General features: G+C 68.5%; 17 protein-coding genes. 5 read left to right on the top strand and 12 right to left on the bottom strand.

Features of this window, described 5'->3' with window-relative positions; all coding sequences use genetic code 11:
- The first annotated feature begins 23 nt into the window (after window positions 1–23).
- Both radA and disA read left to right on the top strand, forming a co-directional pair.
- Entirely contained in the window at window positions 24–1,445 is a 1,422-nt protein-coding gene (gene radA, locus HQ314_RS16935; RefSeq protein WP_222650664.1) for a DNA repair protein RadA, read from the top strand.
- 121 nt (window positions 1,446–1,566) lie between these two features.
- Window positions 1,567–2,658, top strand: a complete 1,092-nt coding sequence (disA, locus tag HQ314_RS16930) for a DNA integrity scanning diadenylate cyclase DisA (protein WP_056444293.1) — start codon at window positions 1,567–1,569, stop codon at window positions 2,656–2,658.
- A 204-nt stretch (window positions 2,659–2,862) separates the two neighbouring features.
- On the opposite strand, the gene HQ314_RS16925 is transcribed toward disA, so the two are convergent.
- Complete coding sequence (locus HQ314_RS16925) at window positions 2,863–3,576, bottom strand: hypothetical protein (protein WP_222638873.1); 714 nt, start codon at window positions 3,574–3,576, stop codon at window positions 2,863–2,865.
- Window positions 3,577–3,618: 42 nt separating this feature from the next.
- On the bottom strand, window positions 3,619–4,311 hold the full coding sequence (locus tag HQ314_RS16920; RefSeq protein WP_051613514.1) for a carbonic anhydrase: 693 nt from the start codon (window positions 4,309–4,311) through the stop codon (window positions 3,619–3,621).
- 69 nt (window positions 4,312–4,380) lie between these two features.
- Between HQ314_RS16920 and HQ314_RS16915 the strand changes: the two genes are divergently transcribed.
- Entirely contained in the window at window positions 4,381–5,253 is an 873-nt protein-coding gene (locus HQ314_RS16915) for an A/G-specific adenine glycosylase (RefSeq protein ID WP_037186305.1), read from the top strand.
- Here the strand turns inward: HQ314_RS16915 and HQ314_RS16910 are convergent.
- The gene (locus HQ314_RS16910; protein ID WP_222650663.1) at window positions 5,185–5,973 is read right to left on the bottom strand and encodes an alpha/beta fold hydrolase; all 789 of its coding nucleotides are present in this window, start codon (window positions 5,971–5,973) and stop codon (window positions 5,185–5,187) included. The genes HQ314_RS16915 and HQ314_RS16910 overlap by 69 nt on opposite strands.
- 36 nt (window positions 5,974–6,009) lie before the next feature.
- On the opposite strand from HQ314_RS16910, the gene HQ314_RS16905 reads away from it, so the two are divergent.
- Entirely contained in the window at window positions 6,010–6,336 is a 327-nt protein-coding gene (locus HQ314_RS16905; RefSeq protein WP_056443585.1) for an antibiotic biosynthesis monooxygenase, read from the top strand.
- An 83-nt stretch (window positions 6,337–6,419) separates the two neighbouring features.
- Entirely contained in the window at window positions 6,420–7,835 is a 1,416-nt protein-coding gene (locus HQ314_RS16900) for a serine hydrolase (RefSeq protein WP_222650662.1), read from the top strand.
- Here the strand turns inward: HQ314_RS16900 and HQ314_RS16895 are convergent.
- The 9 genes from HQ314_RS16895 to panD all read right to left on the bottom strand — a co-directional run bounded on the left by HQ314_RS16895 (window position 7,832) and on the right by panD (window position 16,501).
- Entirely contained in the window at window positions 7,832–8,269 is a 438-nt protein-coding gene (locus HQ314_RS16895; protein ID WP_027506457.1) for an OsmC family protein, read from the bottom strand. The two genes, HQ314_RS16900 and HQ314_RS16895, sit on opposite strands and share 4 nt — an antisense overlap.
- A 76-nt stretch (window positions 8,270–8,345) precedes the next feature.
- A complete protein-coding gene (locus HQ314_RS16890) occupies window positions 8,346–9,098 on the bottom strand; it encodes a VOC family protein (protein ID WP_222650661.1) in 753 nt (250 codons plus the stop codon).
- 103 nt (window positions 9,099–9,201) lie between these two features.
- Entirely contained in the window at window positions 9,202–11,736 is a 2,535-nt protein-coding gene (locus HQ314_RS16885) for an ATP-dependent Clp protease ATP-binding subunit (RefSeq protein ID WP_027506459.1), read from the bottom strand.
- A gap of 388 nt (window positions 11,737–12,124) precedes the next feature.
- Complete coding sequence (locus tag HQ314_RS16880; protein ID WP_222633172.1) at window positions 12,125–12,478, bottom strand: Lsr2 family protein; 354 nt, start codon at window positions 12,476–12,478, stop codon at window positions 12,125–12,127.
- 111 nt (window positions 12,479–12,589) lie between these two features.
- On the bottom strand, window positions 12,590–14,122 hold the full coding sequence (gene lysS / locus HQ314_RS16875) for a lysine--tRNA ligase (RefSeq protein WP_222633173.1): 1,533 nt from the start codon (window positions 14,120–14,122) through the stop codon (window positions 12,590–12,592).
- A 22-nt stretch (window positions 14,123–14,144) separates the two neighbouring features.
- Window positions 14,145–14,591, bottom strand: coding sequence for a rhodanese-like domain-containing protein (locus HQ314_RS16870; protein WP_027506462.1), 447 nt, complete (start codon window positions 14,589–14,591; stop codon window positions 14,145–14,147).
- On the bottom strand, window positions 14,591–15,127 hold the full coding sequence (locus HQ314_RS16865; protein WP_235579015.1) for a cysteine dioxygenase family protein: 537 nt from the start codon (window positions 15,125–15,127) through the stop codon (window positions 14,591–14,593). The genes HQ314_RS16870 and HQ314_RS16865 overlap by 1 nt, the downstream gene beginning before the upstream one ends.
- A 139-nt stretch (window positions 15,128–15,266) precedes the next feature.
- Window positions 15,267–16,061 carry a type III pantothenate kinase gene (locus tag HQ314_RS16860; RefSeq protein WP_027506464.1) on the bottom strand — a complete coding sequence of 265 codons (795 nt, stop codon included), beginning with the start codon at window positions 16,059–16,061 and terminating at the stop codon, window positions 15,267–15,269.
- Window positions 16,061–16,501: an aspartate 1-decarboxylase gene (gene panD / locus HQ314_RS16855; protein WP_027506465.1), complete on the bottom strand. Its 441-nt coding sequence runs from the start codon at window positions 16,499–16,501 to the stop codon at window positions 16,061–16,063. The genes HQ314_RS16860 and panD overlap by 1 nt, the downstream gene beginning before the upstream one ends.
- Between the last annotated feature and the right edge of the window lie 12 nt (window positions 16,502–16,513).

The raw sequence follows: 16,513 nt of genomic DNA, 5'->3' as shown, positions 1-16,513 counted from the left end.
GTAGACACCTCTAGTCTTCGCGAGTGGCCAAGACTCGTACCAGTTATCGCTGTTCGGCCTGTCAGCACACCGTGGCCAAGTGGGTCGGCCGCTGCCCCGAGTGCGAGACGTGGGGCTCGATGGACGAGGTCACCCTCCTCGCCTCCGTGTCGTCCCGCCCGGGTGCGAGCGCCGTTCGGGCGGGCGGCGCGTCGATGATCCCGACGTCGCCGGCACTTCCGCTCACACAGGTCTCCAGCACGTCCTCCATCGCCCGTCCCACCGGGGTCGACGAGCTCGACCGCGTGCTCGGCGGCGGCATCGTGCCCGGCTCGGTGGTGCTGCTCGCGGGTGAACCGGGCGTCGGCAAGTCCACCCTCCTGCTCGAGGTGGTCAAGCAGTGGGCCGAGCGCAGCCCGCAGGACATCGCGCTCTACGTCACGGGTGAGGAGTCGGCGGGGCAGGTGCGTCTGCGCGCCGACCGGACAGGCGCCGTGCACGAGCGCGTGTTCCTCGCCGCAGAGAACGACCTGGCCACCATCTTCGGCCACGTCGACCAGGTCGCGCCCACTCTCGTCGTCGTCGACTCCGTGCAGACCATGCAGGCGTCCGACGTGGACGGCGTCATCGGCGGCGTCACCCAGGTCCGTGCCATCACCTCGGCGCTGACGTCCCTCGCCAAGGGCAGCGGCACGGCCGTCATCCTCGTCGGCCACGTCACGAAGGACGGCGCGGTCGCCGGGCCGCGCTCGCTCGAGCACCTCGTCGACGTCGTCCTGCACTTCGAGGGCGACAAGCACTCCACCCTGCGCATGGTCCGCGGCGTCAAGAACCGCTTCGGCGCCGCCGACGAGGTGGGCTGCTTCGAACTCCGCGAGGGCGGCATCCACGGCGTCAGCGATCCGTCCGGCCTGTTCCTGCACCACCGCGCCGACTCGGTCCCCGGCACCGCCGTCACCGTCACGATGGACGGCAAGAGGGCCCTGCTCGCGGAGGTCCAGGCACTCGTCGCGCCGTCGCACATGCCCACGCCTCGCCGGGCCGTCAGCGGTCTCGACGCCTCCCGGGTGTCGATGATCCTCGCGGTCCTCGAACGTCGCTGCGGCGTGCAGCTCAGCAGCCGGGAGGTCTACGCCGCCACCATCGGCGGTCTGCGGACCACCGAGCCCGTCGTCGATCTCGCGTTGGCACTCGCGGTCGCCTCCGCGGCCCGTGACACCGCCCTGCCCCCGGGAATGGTGGTACTCGGCGAGGTGGGGCTGGCCGGAGAGGTCCGGCGCGTGGTCGGCGTCGACCGGCGCCTCGCCGAGGCCGCGCGGCTGGGGTTCACCTCCGCGATCGTCCCGTCCGACCAGCGCCGCGGCGTGAAGGACGACACGGCCGGAGATCCACCGGGCATGCGGGTCGTCCGGGTCACCGACGTCGCCGGCGCGATGCAGGGAGCCTTCGAGCGACGACGGAAGTAGACCACTCGACCCGCGGACGGAACGCCGGTGCGGTGAGTACCGGTACCCTGACTCTGCACCACCGGCAACCGGGAACGACGTGGGAGGGGGACCAGTGACCGACACCGTGACGACTCCGGACATCTCCCTCGGCTTCCCGGTACCCCACTCGTCCCTGCGTGACGCCATCGCCGACCTCGCCCCGGGCACCACATTGCGCGACGGTCTCGAGCGCATCCTGCGTGGCCGCACCGGCGGACTGATCGTCCTCGGGTACGACGAACAGGTCGAGAGCATCTGCGACGGCGGCTTCGACCTCGATGTCGAGTTCGCCCCCACCCGGCTCCGCGAACTGTCCAAGATGGACGGCGCCGTCGTGTTGTCCACCGACGGTTCGCGCATCGTCCGCGCCAACGTGCAGCTCGTCCCCGACCACACCATCCCCACGGTCGAGTCCGGTACCCGCCACCGCGCCGCCGAGCGCACCGCGATCCACACCGGCTACCCCGTGGTGTCCGTCAGCCAGTCGATGAGCATCCTCAGCGTCTACGTCGGCGGAACCCGGCACGTCATCGAGGGTTCCGCGACCATCCTGTCCCGCGCCAACCAGGCCGTGGCCACCCTCGAGCGGTACAAGGCGCGCCTCGACGAGGTCAGCCGCCAACTGTCCGTCACGGAGATCGAGGACTCGGTGACGTTGCGCGACGCGCTCACCGTCGCGCAGCGCCTCGAGATGGTCCGGCGTGTGTCCGTCGAGATCGAACAGAACGTTCTCGAGCTCGGTATCGACGGGCGCCAGCTCGCCCTGCAGCTCGAAGAACTGGTGGGCGACAACGACTCTGCGCGCCAACTCGTCGTCCGCGACTACCTCGCCGGCAACGACACACCCACCACCGCGGCCGTCGAACGCTCCCTCGCGGCACTCGACCGGCTCACCGACGTCGACCTGCTCGACCTCACGGTCATCGCTCGTGCCTTCGGCTACCCCGGCACCATCGAGGCGCTCGACGCACCGATGAGTCCCCGCGGGTACCGGTTGCTCACCCGCGTTCCGCGGCTGCAGTTCACGCAGATCCACCGACTGGTCGGGCACTTCGGCACCCTGCAGACACTGCTGGCCGCCACCGCAGCCGACCTGCAGTCCGTCGAGGGCATCGGTGGGCTGTGGGCCCGGCACATCAGAGAAGGCCTGTCCCGCATGGCCGAGGCCAGCATCTCGGGGCCCTTCGATTGATCGGCCGGCCTCCGGCCTTCCCGTTCGATTGATCGGCCGGCCTCCGGCCTTCCCGTTCGACTGATCGGCCGGCCTCCGGCCTTCCCGTTCGATTAGTCGGCCGGTCTTCCCGGAGGGGTTTCGTGTTCGCGCTGCGACTGCAGCACCTGCCGGAACGCGGAACTGCCGCGGGAACCGACCTCGCTGAGGCGGAACGGACGTGCGCTACGTGATGTTGAACGTCTCCGGCGCGCTGCGCAGCTGGCCGAGCTGGCCGACCACGCTGTATCCGCCGGGGCCCACCGGGTTCCGCGGCGCCGCGCACCCGGGCTCGGAGGTGGTCGCGGACCACTTCACGGCGAACGGCGCCTGCTCACCGGGCTGCAGCGTGCGGATGTCGGGAGTCGTGGTGGGGAAGCAGTCGACGTTCGACCAGAGTCGCTGCCCCTCCAGCGTGTAGACCAGCACCTGCTGCAGACCCGAACCCAGATCGCGCTCGCACGCCGAGGTTCCGATGTTGGTGACGACGACGGTGAACGCCGGCTCCTGCCCAGCGGGGTAGGACGGCTGATCGGGCGAGGCCTTCACGGCGAGAGACTGATCCGCGCACTGACCGGGAGCGACGGGCGCAGAGGACGTCGTGGCGGACGTGGACGTCGCCGACGACGAGGACGCGGCGTCTCCGCCCTCGCTGCCACCACCGGAACCTCCTGCCGGAGCGGAGCCTCCGGTCGCGGACGCGTCGGGGCGGTACGTCGTGGCAGCGGACGGTGCGAGCGAGGCGGACGCCGCGGTGGACTCGGAATCCTGCGACCCGCCACCGGCGAGCGACACCACCAGCCACACCACGAGTCCGATGACCACCACTGCGCCACCGATCGCGAGCGCGCGGCGTCGCCAGTAGATCTCGGGAGGCAAGGGTCCGTTCGGCTCGAGCACAGGTCAACCGTATGTGCCGACGCGGTGACCGAGCGGCACCTACTACGGCGTGTCGCTCGCCGTCGCTGACGAGGTGAGCAGATCACTCGCATCGGTGCGGTCGGTCGACCCCATCTCGACGTGTCCGATGTCGCCCAGCGCGCCCTGGAACTCCACCTTGCCCTCGGCCAGCTTGTACGTCAGGCCGACGATGGCGAGTTTTCCCGCGGCGACGCGCTTCTCGAGGATCGACGACCGATCGATCAGCAGCTTCCCGGTCTCGAGGACGTGGCGCGCCTCGACGTCGTCGGCGCGCGTGTACCCCAGTCGGTGGGCGTTGAGGACGGACGGCGTGACCCGCTCGACGATGTCGCGGATGAAGCCACCGGGGACGGTGCCCTCGTCCAGCGCGTTGATGGTCGCCTTGACGGCACCACAGCTGTCGTGGCCGAGAATGACGATCAGCGGCGCTTCGAGGACCTCGGCGCCGAACTCCAGGGAACCCAGAACAGCCGAGTCGACGACCTGGCCGGCCGTGCGGACGACGAACATGTCGCCGAGGCCCTGGTCGAAGATGATCTCGGCTGCCACCCGGGAATCGGAGCACCCGAAGACGATCGCGGTGGGGTGTTGACCGTCGACGAGCGACGCGCGGTGATCCACCCCCTGGCTGGGATGCTCCGGGCGGCCGTCGACGAAACGGCGATTACCCTCGACGAGTGCGTTCCATGCTGAGCGGGGACTCGAATTAGGCATGGACTCATTGTTACCGAAACATGAGTCACCCGCCGGTGGCGGCCCCGACTTCCGGGAAGGATCACAGACATGGACAGCGAGGTTCTGGTCTCGTGGTACCGACGCGAGGCCAGGGATCTGCCGTGGCGCCGTAGCGGTGTCAGCGGGTGGCAGATCCTGATGAGCGAGGTGATGCTGCAGCAGACTCCGGTGGCGCGGGTCGCTCCGATCTGGGTCGAGTGGGTACAGCGATGGCCGGTGCCGTCCGCCATGGCCGCGTCGTCGCGGGCCGACGTCCTGCGGGCCTGGGGCAAGCTCGGCTATCCCCGTCGCGCCGCACGCCTGCACGACTGCGCCGCCGTCCTCGCCGAGCACCACGGCGACGAGACGCCGTCGGATGTCGAGACGCTGCTGACCCTGCCGGGTGTCGGGGCGTACACCGCGCGCGCCGTCGCCTGCTTCGCCTACGGGCAGCGGGTCCCCGTCGTCGACACCAACGTGCGGCGCGTCGTCGCCCGTGCGGTCCACGGCCGCGCCGAGCCCGGAAACCCCAGCACCACACGAGATCTCGCAGACACCGAGGCCTTGCTACCCGAGGACGTCGCCACCGCGGCCACTCTGTCGGCGGCACTGATGGAGCTCGGCGCCGTCATCTGCACCGCACGCAATCCCGCCTGCGCGGACTGCCCGCTCCCGTCGTGCGCGTGGGTCGAGGCCGGTCGGCCGGCGCACGACGGACCGCCGAGGAAGGTGCAGAAGTTCGCCGGAACCGATCGGCAGGTGCGCGGAAAACTGATGGACGTACTGCGCTCCACGATGGGTCCGGTGGAGAAGTCCGAGCTCGATCTGGTGTGGACGACCGATCCCGGCCAACGTGACCGTGCCCTGAACTCGCTACTGGTCGACGGGCTCGTCGAGCAGACGTCCGCCGGCGCCTTCGCGCTCGCCGGGGAGGGCTCGTAGGAACGACTCGACAGCGCGCCGGTACTCCCCCGGCCGATCGTCGTGCACCAGATGCCCGGCGCCGGCGACCACCTCGTACGTCGAGTCGTGATGCAGTGCAGCCATTCTCGCCATCTGACCCGCTGGAGTGACCGTGTGCTCCGCCTCGAGCAGCAGCGCGGGAGCACGCACTGCTCGCCACTCGTCCCAGAAGTCGCGTCGTCCCCATTCGTCCGAGATCGCCGCGAACGTGTCCACGTCTCCGTGCAGGTGCAGCCCGTCCGGCGTCCGCTCGAAGGAGTCGAGGAAGTACTGCCCCGCGACGTCACCGAAGTACGCCAGAACCGCGGCCTCGTCGGGGAACGGCTGGGGCCACGCACGGATGACGGCGGCCCACCCGTCGGAGGTGCGACCGAGGAAGTCGGGAGCCATGTCCTCGACGACGATCCCGCGCACCCGATCCGGTTCGCGCGCCGCGAGGCACCACGCGTGGAGCGCGCCCATGGAGTGACCGATCAGGATCACGGACTCGAACGGCGCCAGCGCCTCGCGCAGCTCGTCGACGAACGCCTCCGTGGTGAGGGTCGCCGGAGCAGCACGCCCGTGTCCCGCCGCCCGGGCGGCGAGGACGTGGCCGTGCTCCCGCAACCAGGGCACCTGCCGCCGCCACGTGTCCGGGCCGCCCATCAGGCCGTGCAGCAGCACGAGGGGCACTCCGGAGCCGCCCTGGTCGTCCAGCATCGCTCGACCGTAACCGTCGCAGGTAGCCTCGGGTCCATGCCAGTGGTCAAGATCAACGCCATCGAGGTGCCCGAGGGCGCCGGCCCCGAACTCGAGAAGCGCTTCGCCGCCCGCGCCGGATCGGTCGACGGCTCACCCGGTTTCCTCGGTTTCCAGCTGCTCCGCCCGGTCAAGGGCGAGAGCCGCTACTTCGTCGTCACGCAGTGGGAGGACGAGGAGTCGTTCCAGGCCTGGTCGGGTGGACCGGCTCGCGAGGCCCATTCCGGTGAGCGGGCGAAGCCGGTCGCCTCGGGTGCCTCGTTGCTGGAGTTCGACGTCGTCCTGGACGTTCCGGCCCGTCGAGACGGACCGGCCGACCAGTAAACCCGGACATGACTGTAGGTAAGGTCGGTTCTTCACGGCAGTTCGAGCCACAGCAGTTCGAGCGGGAACGAGGTCGGCGACACATGCCCACGTCACGCAGGTACGCCATTCTGGCCGCTGCCGTCACCGCGACTCTCACGCTCGCCGGATGCTCCGCAGGCGTCGATCCGCTGCTCGAGTCGGGAGCCGCGCGCGGCGACGGATCCACGACGGAACCCGCCGACACGACCGCTGCCCCGGCCGCCGGCGCGCCGATCACGGCGGTCACCGACACCGTCCTCGGTTGGATCACGACGCCGGACCCCACCACGCTCGACCCGGCCGCGATCGACTCCTTCGCGGCGCCCGAGCTGGCGCAGGCACTGGCTCAGGTCGGCGGGCTGCTCGGTCCCGTCGCGCAGATCCTGGCGAGTGGCCCCCTCACCGTGGGCGAACGGACCGAGGACGGCCTCGAGTCCACCGTGCAACTGAGCACCGGCCGGAACGCGCCCGTGACGCTACGACTGCGCGCCACCGAGGACGGCCTGCTGTCCGGGATCCAGGCTCTGCCCGACACCGAGGGCGTCGACTCCTTCGCCTCGTCGGACGCCGCGCTCACCGCTCTCGGTGCCCGCACGTCCTACGTCGCCTCCCGCGTCACCGACGGCACCTGTACTCCCGTCCACAGCCTGAACGCGGACGACTCCCTGCCGCTCGCCTCCGTCGCGAAGCTGTACGTGCTCGGCGCGGTCGCGCGGGCCGTCGACAACGGGACGCTGTCGTGGGACGAGCAGTTGACCGTGACCGACGCACGCAAGTCGGCCCCGTCGGGACAGTTGCAGTTCGCTCCCGAGGGAACACCGGTGACGGTGCGCGAGGCGACCGACGCGATGATCGCGATCAGCGACAACACGGCCACCGATCTGCTGATGGATCGCATCGGACGGGACGCGGTCGAGTCCGAGGTCACCATCATGGGCGCCGCGAATCCTGCGGCGCTGACGCCCTTTCCGACGACACGCGAGTTCTTCGTGCTCGGGTGGGGACGGCCGGACCTGCGGGCGCAGTGGCGCGACGCCGACACGCAGACCCGCCGCGACATCCTGGCCGGTATCGAGAATCGCACCATCGACAGCGAACCCGTCGATCCGGTGACCGCCGACCTCGACTACCAGGGCATCGCGACGAGGCCCGGTACGCCGGACGGAGTCGAGTGGTTCGGCAGCGCGAACGACATCTGCCGCGCGTACGCGGCGTTGACCACGGGTCCGCAGAGCGACGTCGTGCGCCAGGTCCTCGCGCTGAACCCCGGCGCCGAGGTCGATCCCGCTCGCTGGCCGTACGTGGGCTACAAGAACGGCAACGCCGCGGGCGACGTGGCGGGGTCCTGGCTCTTGACCGACGCTCGGGGACAGGACTGGGTGGTGGCCACCCAACTGCAGTCCGACGAGGCGATCGGCCCCCTGGACAACGCCTACGCGTTCGCCGTCGTCCAGGGGACGTTCGAGCTGTTGCGTTAGCTCTCGAGAGCGGCGTCGAGCGTGATCTCGACGCCCGTCAGGGCCTTGCTCACCGGGCAGGTCTCCTTGGCGTTCTGCGCTGCCTTCGCGAAGCCGTCGGCGTCCAGACCGTCGACCTCACCGCGCACCGTGATCGTGATGCCGGTCAGCTTGAAGCCGACCTCGTCCGGTCCGAGCGACACCTCTGCGGTGACGTCGAGGCTCTGCGGAGTGCCACCGGCCTCGGCGATGACGGCCGAGAGCTGCATGGCATAGCAGGACGAGTGCGCTGCGGCGATGAGCTCCTCGGGGCTGGTGGTGCCGCCCGCGTCGTCCGCCGCACGCTTGGGGAACGACACGTCGTACGTGCCGACCTTCGAGCTGGAGAGCTCGACCTGTCCCGAGCCTTCCTCGAGTGAACCGTTCCATGCTGTCCGTGCTGTACGAGTAGGCATCAGCCATCCTTGTCGCTGGGGAACTCTTGACTCGTTCAGAGTATCCAGCGGCTGTCGACTTCGAACCGATGCCAGGTCAGACGCTCGGGTCGACGGCGATCACCGCAAGGACGTTGCCGGACGGGTCGGTGAACCACGCGATGTCCGGGCCGTTCCCCCGCATGACACCCTTGTCGTCCTGCGGTGCCCCGTCGTATCGGACGAACTCGACACCTCGCGCTGTGAGGTCGGCGACCGTGGCGTCGATGTCACGCGTCGGGATGTTCAGCACGGTGTGCGTGGCCGGTACGTGATCCGGCTTGGGGTAGGCGAGCATGCTGGTGCGTCGGTCGATGCGAATCCAGGAAGTACCCATCTCGGACGGCAGTACGCGCATGCCCAGGACATTGCGGTAGAAGCGCGTGGTGTCCTCCATGTCTCGGACCGCGATGCCGGAGAACGGCGTCGTCGGAGCGCCCATCTGCGCTTCCATCTCGTCCCGCAGACGGACCAGCTGGATCCAGTTGCCGTCGGGATCCTTCGCGGTGGCGAACAGGTCCCCGTCGCGGCTCTCGAGGGGACTCACCCACTCGCCGCCGAGCGCGTCGATTCGACCGGCGACCGCCTCCGGGTCGTCCGGTTCCACGTTCAGGACGACGCGCGCACCCTCTCGATTCGGGCCCGTCACGTCGTCACGCTTGTCGAACATGACGAAGAAGCCGTCGAGGTCGATCACGGTGTACGGGCCCATCGACATCGGCGGCGCCTCGAACACCTCCCCGTACCACCGGGCGAGCGCTTCGGGATCGGGGCTGGACAGGAGCATCGAGTTCACGGTTGCAGGAGCCATACCGGTACAGACCGGGCGGTGCGGCCGAACTCATCGCGAGAGACACCACGAACGCAGAACGGGCGAGACCCGTGAGGGTCCCGCCCGTTGCCGTGCGTACGTACTACTCGGAGCTCTCGCCCGACTTCGCCAGGTCGACGGTCAACTCGTCGGGAAGGCTGATCGGCTTCTTCTCGCCGCGGAAGGTGAAGACTGCGTCCTCGCCCTGTCCTTCGCCGTCCCAGTTGTCGACGTCGACCAGCACGATCTGACCCGGCTCGATCTCGCCGAACAGGATCTTCTCGGACAGCTGGTCCTCGATCTCGCGCTGGATGGTGCGACGCAGCGGACGCGCACCCAACACCGGGTCGAATCCACGCTTCGCCAGGAGCGCCTTGCCCTTGTCCGTGACCTCGATGGCCATGTCCTTGTTCTTGAGCGCAACCTCCACTCGCGCCAGCATGAGATCGACCATCTGGATGATCTCGTCCTTGGTGAGCTGGTGGAAGACGACGATGTCGTCGATGCGGTTCAGGAACTCGGGGCGGAAGTGCTTCTTCAGCTCGTCGTGCACCTTGAGCTTCATGCGCTCGTAGTTGGAGCCACTGCCCTCACCCGAGGAGAAGCCCAGCCCGACTGCCTTGGAGATGTCCGACGTACCGAGGTTCGAGGTGAAGATCAGCACGGTGTTCTTGAAGTCGACCGTACGACCCTGACCGTCGGTGAGACGGCCGTCCTCGAGCACCTGCAGGAGCGTGTTGTAGATCTCCTGGTGAGCCTTCTCGATCTCGTCGAACAGCACCACGGAGAACGGCTTGCGGCGCACCTTCTCGGTGAGCTGGCCACCCTCTTCGTAGCCCACGTATCCGGGGGGCGCACCGAACAGACGCGATGCGGTGAACCGGTCGTGGAACTCGCCCATGTCGATCTGGATGAGCGCGTCGTCCTCGCCGAACAGGAAGTTCGCCAGAGCCTTCGACAGCTCCGTCTTACCCACACCGGACGGGCCGGCGAAGATGAACGAGCCGGACGGACGCTTCGGGTCCTTCAGTCCTGCGCGGGTACGGCGGATGGCCTTCGAGACCGCCTTGACCGCCTCGACCTGCCCGATGATGCGCTTGTGGAGTTCGTCCTCCATGCGCAGGAGACGAGTGGTCTCCTCCTCGGTCAGCTTGAACACGGGGATGCCGGTCCAGTTGCCCAGGACCTCGGCGATCTCGTTGTCGTCCACCTCGGCGATGACGTCGAGGTCTCCGCTACGCCACTGCTTCTCGCGCTCGGCGCGCTGCGCGACGAGCTGCTTCTCCTTGTCGCGCAGGTTGGCGGCCTTCTCGAAGTCCTGCGCGTCGATCGCGGACTCCTTCTCCCGACGAGCATCGGCGATCTTGTCGTCGAAGTCGCGCAGGTCCGGCGGCGCGGTCATCCGACGGATGCGCATACGCGCGCCCGCCTCGTCGATGAGGTCGATCGCCTTGTCCGGCAGGAAGCGGTCGTTGATGTACCGGTCGGCCAGGGTCGCGGCCGCCACGAGTGCACTGTCGGTGATCGAGACGCGGTGATGCGCCTCGTACCGGTCACGCAGACCCTTGAGGATCTCGATCGTGTGATCGACCGACGGCTCGCCGACCTGCACCGGCTGGAAGCGACGCTCGAGTGCCGCGTCCTTCTCGATGTACTTGCGGTACTCGTCGAGCGTGGTGGCACCGATGGTCTGGAGCTCACCACGAGCGAGCTTCGGCTTCAGGATGGAGGCCGCGTCGATCGCGCCCTCGGCGGCACCCGCGCCGACGAGCGTGTGCAGCTCGTCGATGAACAGGATGATGTCGCCGCGGGTGTTGATCTCCTTGAGCACCTTCTTCAGGCGCTCCTCGAAGTCACCGCGGTACCGGCTGCCGGCGACGAGCGAGCCCAGGTCCAGCGTGTAGAGCTGCTTGTCCTTGAGCGTCTCGGGAACCTCGCCGTTGACGATCGCCTGCGCGAGACCTTCGACGACGGCGGTCTTGCCGACGCCGGGCTCACCGATGAGCACCGGGTTGTTCTTGGTACGGCGGCTCAGCACCTGCATGACGCGCTCGATCTCCTTCGCGCGTCCGATGACCGGGTCGAGCTTGCCCTCGAGTGCGGCCTGCGTGAGGTTGCGGCCGAACTGGTCGAGCACCAGCGACGTGGACGGTGTGCCCGCCTCGCCGCGGCTGCTGCCGGACTCGCTGGGCTCCTTGCCCTGGTATCCGGACAGGAGCTGGATGACCTGCTGGCGCACGCGATTGAGATCGGCGCCGAGCTTGACCAGCACCTGCGCAGCCACACCCTCGCCCTCACGGATGAGGCCGAGCAGGATGTGCTCCGTGCCGATGTAGTTGTGTCCGAGCTGCAGCGCCTCACGCAGGCTGAGCTCGAGGACCTTCTTGGCACGCGGAGTGAACGGGATGTGCCCGGACGGTGCCTGCTGGCCCTGGCCGATGATCTCCTCGACCTGGCTGCGTACACCTTCGAGGGAGATCCCGAGCGACTCCAGAGACTTCGCCGCCACGCCTTCACCCTCGTGGATGAGACCCAGCAGGATGTGCTCCGTGCCGATGTAGTTGTGGTTGAGCATCCGGGCCTCTTCTTGGGCCAGGACGACGACGCGCCGTGCGCGGTCGGTGAACCTCTCGAACATCGCTCTCCCTCACACTGATGACGGGGCAGGCGTCGGACCCTCTAGTCCGAACCTCGAGCCCGACTCTCACTCTAGTTGCCGTGACCTTCGAGTGCCGCTCCGCCGGGGAAGTTCATCCGACGGCGAACGGTGGCTCCCACGCCCTCGGCGCGTCCATCGGGACGACACCGGCACCCTTGTATGCAGTCACAACGCACTGCACCGGAGATTCGTTACCACGAGCGACAGCGGATTCACCGTTCCCGCCTTCGCCCGCAGCGAACGGCCTACTCCTGATCGGCACCCACGGCAATGGGTCGGCGTGATGAGACGTGACGGACATTCCGCCCATCCATTGGAGTCATTGTCATTCAATCGAATGACAATGACTCCGACAGACAGGACAGAATCACGAAGAAAGTTCCCAGGCCCGCACGATCTCGGACGATATGCGGCCCCGCGCGCTGATCTCGAAACCTTGCGTGCGCGCCCATTCCCGTATTGCAGCACTGCGCGCCCGATCGGCCGCTCCGCGTGTCCGCGTGCCCCCGGACGAGCTCGCGGCCGACCCTCCCCCGGTCGTCCGCGTCGACACCCGCCGCGCGTGCTGGATCCACTGATCCATGACTTTCCGCAGCTCATCGGCGTTCGAGTTGGACAGATCCAACTCGAACCACGTGCCGTCCAACCCGATCGACACCGTCTCGTCAGCCGGTACGTTGTCGACGTCGTCGACCAGCGTGACCGTCACCTTCTTGACCATTCGACGCATTCCCCCCTCCGAACACAGCGACACTTTTCGCCGAGCAGGATCGATAATAGCGCGCATTACCGAGGCTTAGCAGCGTACCGAGTGGAATGTTCCATTCGGGCGTCAGCCGCGGTCGGGACGCACCAATGGAAAGAGGATGGTCTCGCGAATACCCAGCCCTGTGAGCGCCATCAGAAGGCGGTCGATGCCCATTCCCGTACCCGTTGTGGGCGGCATCGCGTACTCCATGGCGGTGAGGAAGTCCTCGTCGAGGACCATGGCCTCGTCGTCGCCGGCCGACGCCAGCCGGGCCTGATCGACGAAGCGCTCGCGCTGCACGACGGGATCGACGAGCTCCGAGTAGCCGGTGGCGAGCTCGAAGCCCCGCACGTAGAGGTCCCACTTCTCCACCACACCGGGGATGCTGCGATGGGCCCGGACCAGGGGCGACGTCTCCACGGGGAAGTTGCGGACGAACGTCGGAGTGTGGAGCTGGTCCCCGCAGCTGTGCTCCCACAGCTCCTCGACCAGCTTGCCGTGGCCCCACCCCTTGTCCGTCGGCACGGCGAGACCCACCCGATCGGCCAGCGCACGCAGGTCGTCCGGGCTCGTCTCCGGTGTCACCTCGATGCCGACGGCGGCCGACAACGACGGGTACATCTCGATGGTGGTCCACTCGCCCGCGAAGTCGTACGCGGAACCGTCCGCGAGGGTGACCTGGAGCGACCCGTACACGGCCTGGACGACTTCCTGCACGAGCTCGCGCGTCATCACCGCGGAGTCGTCGTACGTGCCGTAGGCCTCGTACGTCTCGAGCATCGCGAACTCCGGGGAGTGCGTGGAGTCGATGCCCTCGTTGCGGAAGTTGCGGTTGATCTCGAAGACCCGGTCGATGCCGCCCACGACCGCCCGCTTGAGGAACAGTTCGGGAGCGATGCGGAGGAACAGGTCGATGTCGAGCGCGTTCGAGTGCGTCGTGAACGGTCGGGCCGCGGCGCCACCGTGCAGCGTCTGGAGCATCGGGGTCTCGATCTCCAGGAATCCGCGGCGCTCGAGCCCGTCACGCAGTGCGCGCAGCGCGGCGACGCGGCGGCGGGCGTTCTCCCGCGCCTCGGGACGCACGATGAGGTCGACGTACCGCTGGCGGACGCGGGACTCCTCGTTCATCTCCTTGTGGGCGACGGGCAGGGGCCGCAGCGACTTGGACGCCATCTGCCACTCGTCCGCCATGACGCTCAGCTCGCCGCGTCGGGAGCTGATCACCTCGCCGTGCACGAAGATCATGTCGCCGAGATCGACGTCCGACTTCCACAGCGCCAGCGCGTCCTCGCCGACACCGGCGAGGGAGATCATGGCCTGGAGCTGCGTGCCGTCCCCGTCCTGCAGCGTCGCGAAGCAGAGTTTGCCGGTGTTGCGCAGGAAGATGACGCGACCGGCCACCCCCACCTGCTCGCCGGTGTGTGTGTCCGGCTCGAGCGCGGGATGCGCAGCCCGGACCTCGGCCAGCGAGTGCGTCCTCGCGACCGACACCGGATACGCCTCGCGCCCGGACTCCAGCAGCCGGGCGCGCTTCTCGCGGCGGATGCGCACCTGTTCCGGGGTGTCGTCGGTGGGAACGGCGGCGGGGTCGGTGTCTGCTCGTGGTGTCTCGGTCACGACTGCCCAGCCTATAGAGAGGTCAGTGCGCGACGAGAGTGCGCCCTTCGCGCAGGCAGTGCCGTGCGCTCCCCACGACGCCGGTGAGCCCGGCGTCGACGATGGCGCGGTACCCACCGATGACGTCGGACGCTCGCGTGAGCCCCAGTTCCTGCAGCGCCGCGGCGGCCAGCGAGGAGGTGTAGCCCTCGGAGCACAGCACGATCCACTCGACGTCGTGATCCACCGCGATGGCCAGGCGTGCGCTGCTCGTGGGGTCGCACCGCCACTCGAGGACGTTGCGCTCGACGGCCAGTGCCCCCGGCATGGTCCCCTCCAGCGCGCGCTGTGCCTGGGGGCGGATGTCGACGAGCACCGCGCCGCGGGCGACGGCATCGGCCAGCTCGGAGACGTCCGTGCGGCGGTACGTGGACCGTGCGCGCTCGAGCATGTCGTCGATGCTCGATCGGGTGGTGGGTCGAGTCGTCATCACGCGTCTCCCTCGGGCAGGTCGGTCAGGACGGACCGGGTGCGGCGCAGAGCACCGCGCTCGCCGATCTCGTAGTAGGACATGGCCGTCAGCGGCGGCGAGTACGCGTGCACGCTCAGTGTCGGACCGCTCACGGTCACCGGGTCCGATGTCGGGGCCGGTGCGTGGGTGACGTCGTGGACCCACCCCAGCGGGAAGGACGCCTGATCACCCGCGTCCAGGCGGCGGTGATGCAGACCCTCACCGTTCCAACGGTATTCGCTGAGCGAGCCGCTCAGGACGGTCAGCGCGCCGAGCGATCCGGCGTGGTCGTGCAGTTCGGTGGACTTGTCCGGCACCCAGCTGATGAGCCACAGGTCGACCAGATCGTCCGAATGCAGACGGGCACACCACCGTTCACCGGCTGGGAACACTCCACCGGGCGGGAGGAGCGCATCATGGCGACCGTCGAGCACGTCCGCCGCACCTTGATCGGTGAGGCGCAGCAGATCGGCGGGACGCAGAGAGGTGGGGGCGACAGCAGAGAGCGAGAGCACGACAGGACTCCAGGGAGGTGTGATGACAGTCAGGGCAGGCGTCAGCCCCGACAACACTCCCGAGCACCCGTGCGATCAGTCACCCCGAAAGTGTGGCACACAGTTCGGCAGCGCGCCACCTCGACCGTCGTGGCCTCGATCAGCGGCGACGGGCCTGATTGCGCTCGTAGACCAGCCGCAGTCCCGCCAACGTGAGGTCCGGCTCGATGCGATCGATCGACGAGGAGTCGTCCATGACGAGCGACGCCGTGTCGCCGGTGGCCACCACGACGACGTCGTCGCCGTCGAAGCCGGGCACCTCGCGGCACACCCGGTCGACGATGCCGTCGACGAGACCGGCGAAGCCGAAGATCGCACCCGACTGCATGGCCTCGACGGTGTTCTTGCCGAGAACGCCTCGGGGCCGGACCAGTTCGACCTTGCGCAGCGCCGCGGAGCGGGACGCGAGCGCGTCCATGGAGATCTCGAGTCCGGGTGCGATCGATCCGCCCAGGAACTCCCCCTTGGCCGACACGACGTCGACACACGTGGACGTCCCGAAGTCGACGATGATGCACGGCGCGTCGTACAGGTGGTGGGCCGCGAGGCTGTTGACGATGCGGTCGGCGCCCACCTCCTTCGGATTGTCCACCAGCAGAGGCACTCCCGTGCGCACGCCGGGCTCGACGACCACGTGGGGAACGTGCGACCAGTACCGCCCCAGCATCGTCCGGATCTCGCGCAGCACCGACGGGACCGTCGAGAGCGCCGCGACACCCGTGATGGTCTCCACGTCGGGACCGAGGAGACCGCGAAAGGTCAACGCGAGCTCGTCCGCCGTCATCGACGCGTCCGTCCGCATCCGGCGTTGCCGCGTGAGCCGCGCGTGGTCACCGCTGCCGGTGAACACGCCCAACACGATGTTGGTGTTGCGGACGTCGACGGTGAGCAGCATCAGACCGAGACCGTGTCACGCGTGTCCGCGGTGAGTGTGCGCGGCGAGATCAGTCCGGATCCGGCCGGGCTGTCCGCCGGATCGGTGCCCACCTGGACGGGGCGGTTGTCGGCGTCGACGAACACCACGTTCGGCGCGTACTCGGCGACCTCGGCCGGATCGAGAATGCCGTAGGCGATGATGATCACCAGATCACCCGGATGCACCAGATGCGCTGCGGCGCCGTTGATCCCGACCACTCCCGAACCACGCTGCCCCGCGATGACGTAGGTCTCGAGCCGAGCACCGTTGTCGATGTCCACGATGGTCACCTGCTCACCCTCGAGCAGCGCGGCGGCGTCGAGCAGGTCCTGATCGATGGTCACCGACCCCACGTAGTGCAGATCGGCGTGGGTCACGGTGGCGCGGTGGATCTTCGAGGTCATCATCGTGCGGAGCATGGTGGGTCCTTA

Origin of the sequence: Rhodococcus sp. BP-332, from assembly GCF_019836065.1 — a bacterium.
Lineage (GTDB): Bacteria > Actinomycetota > Actinomycetes > Mycobacteriales > Mycobacteriaceae > Rhodococcoides.
This window is presented reverse-complemented; position numbering and strand designations above follow the sequence as displayed.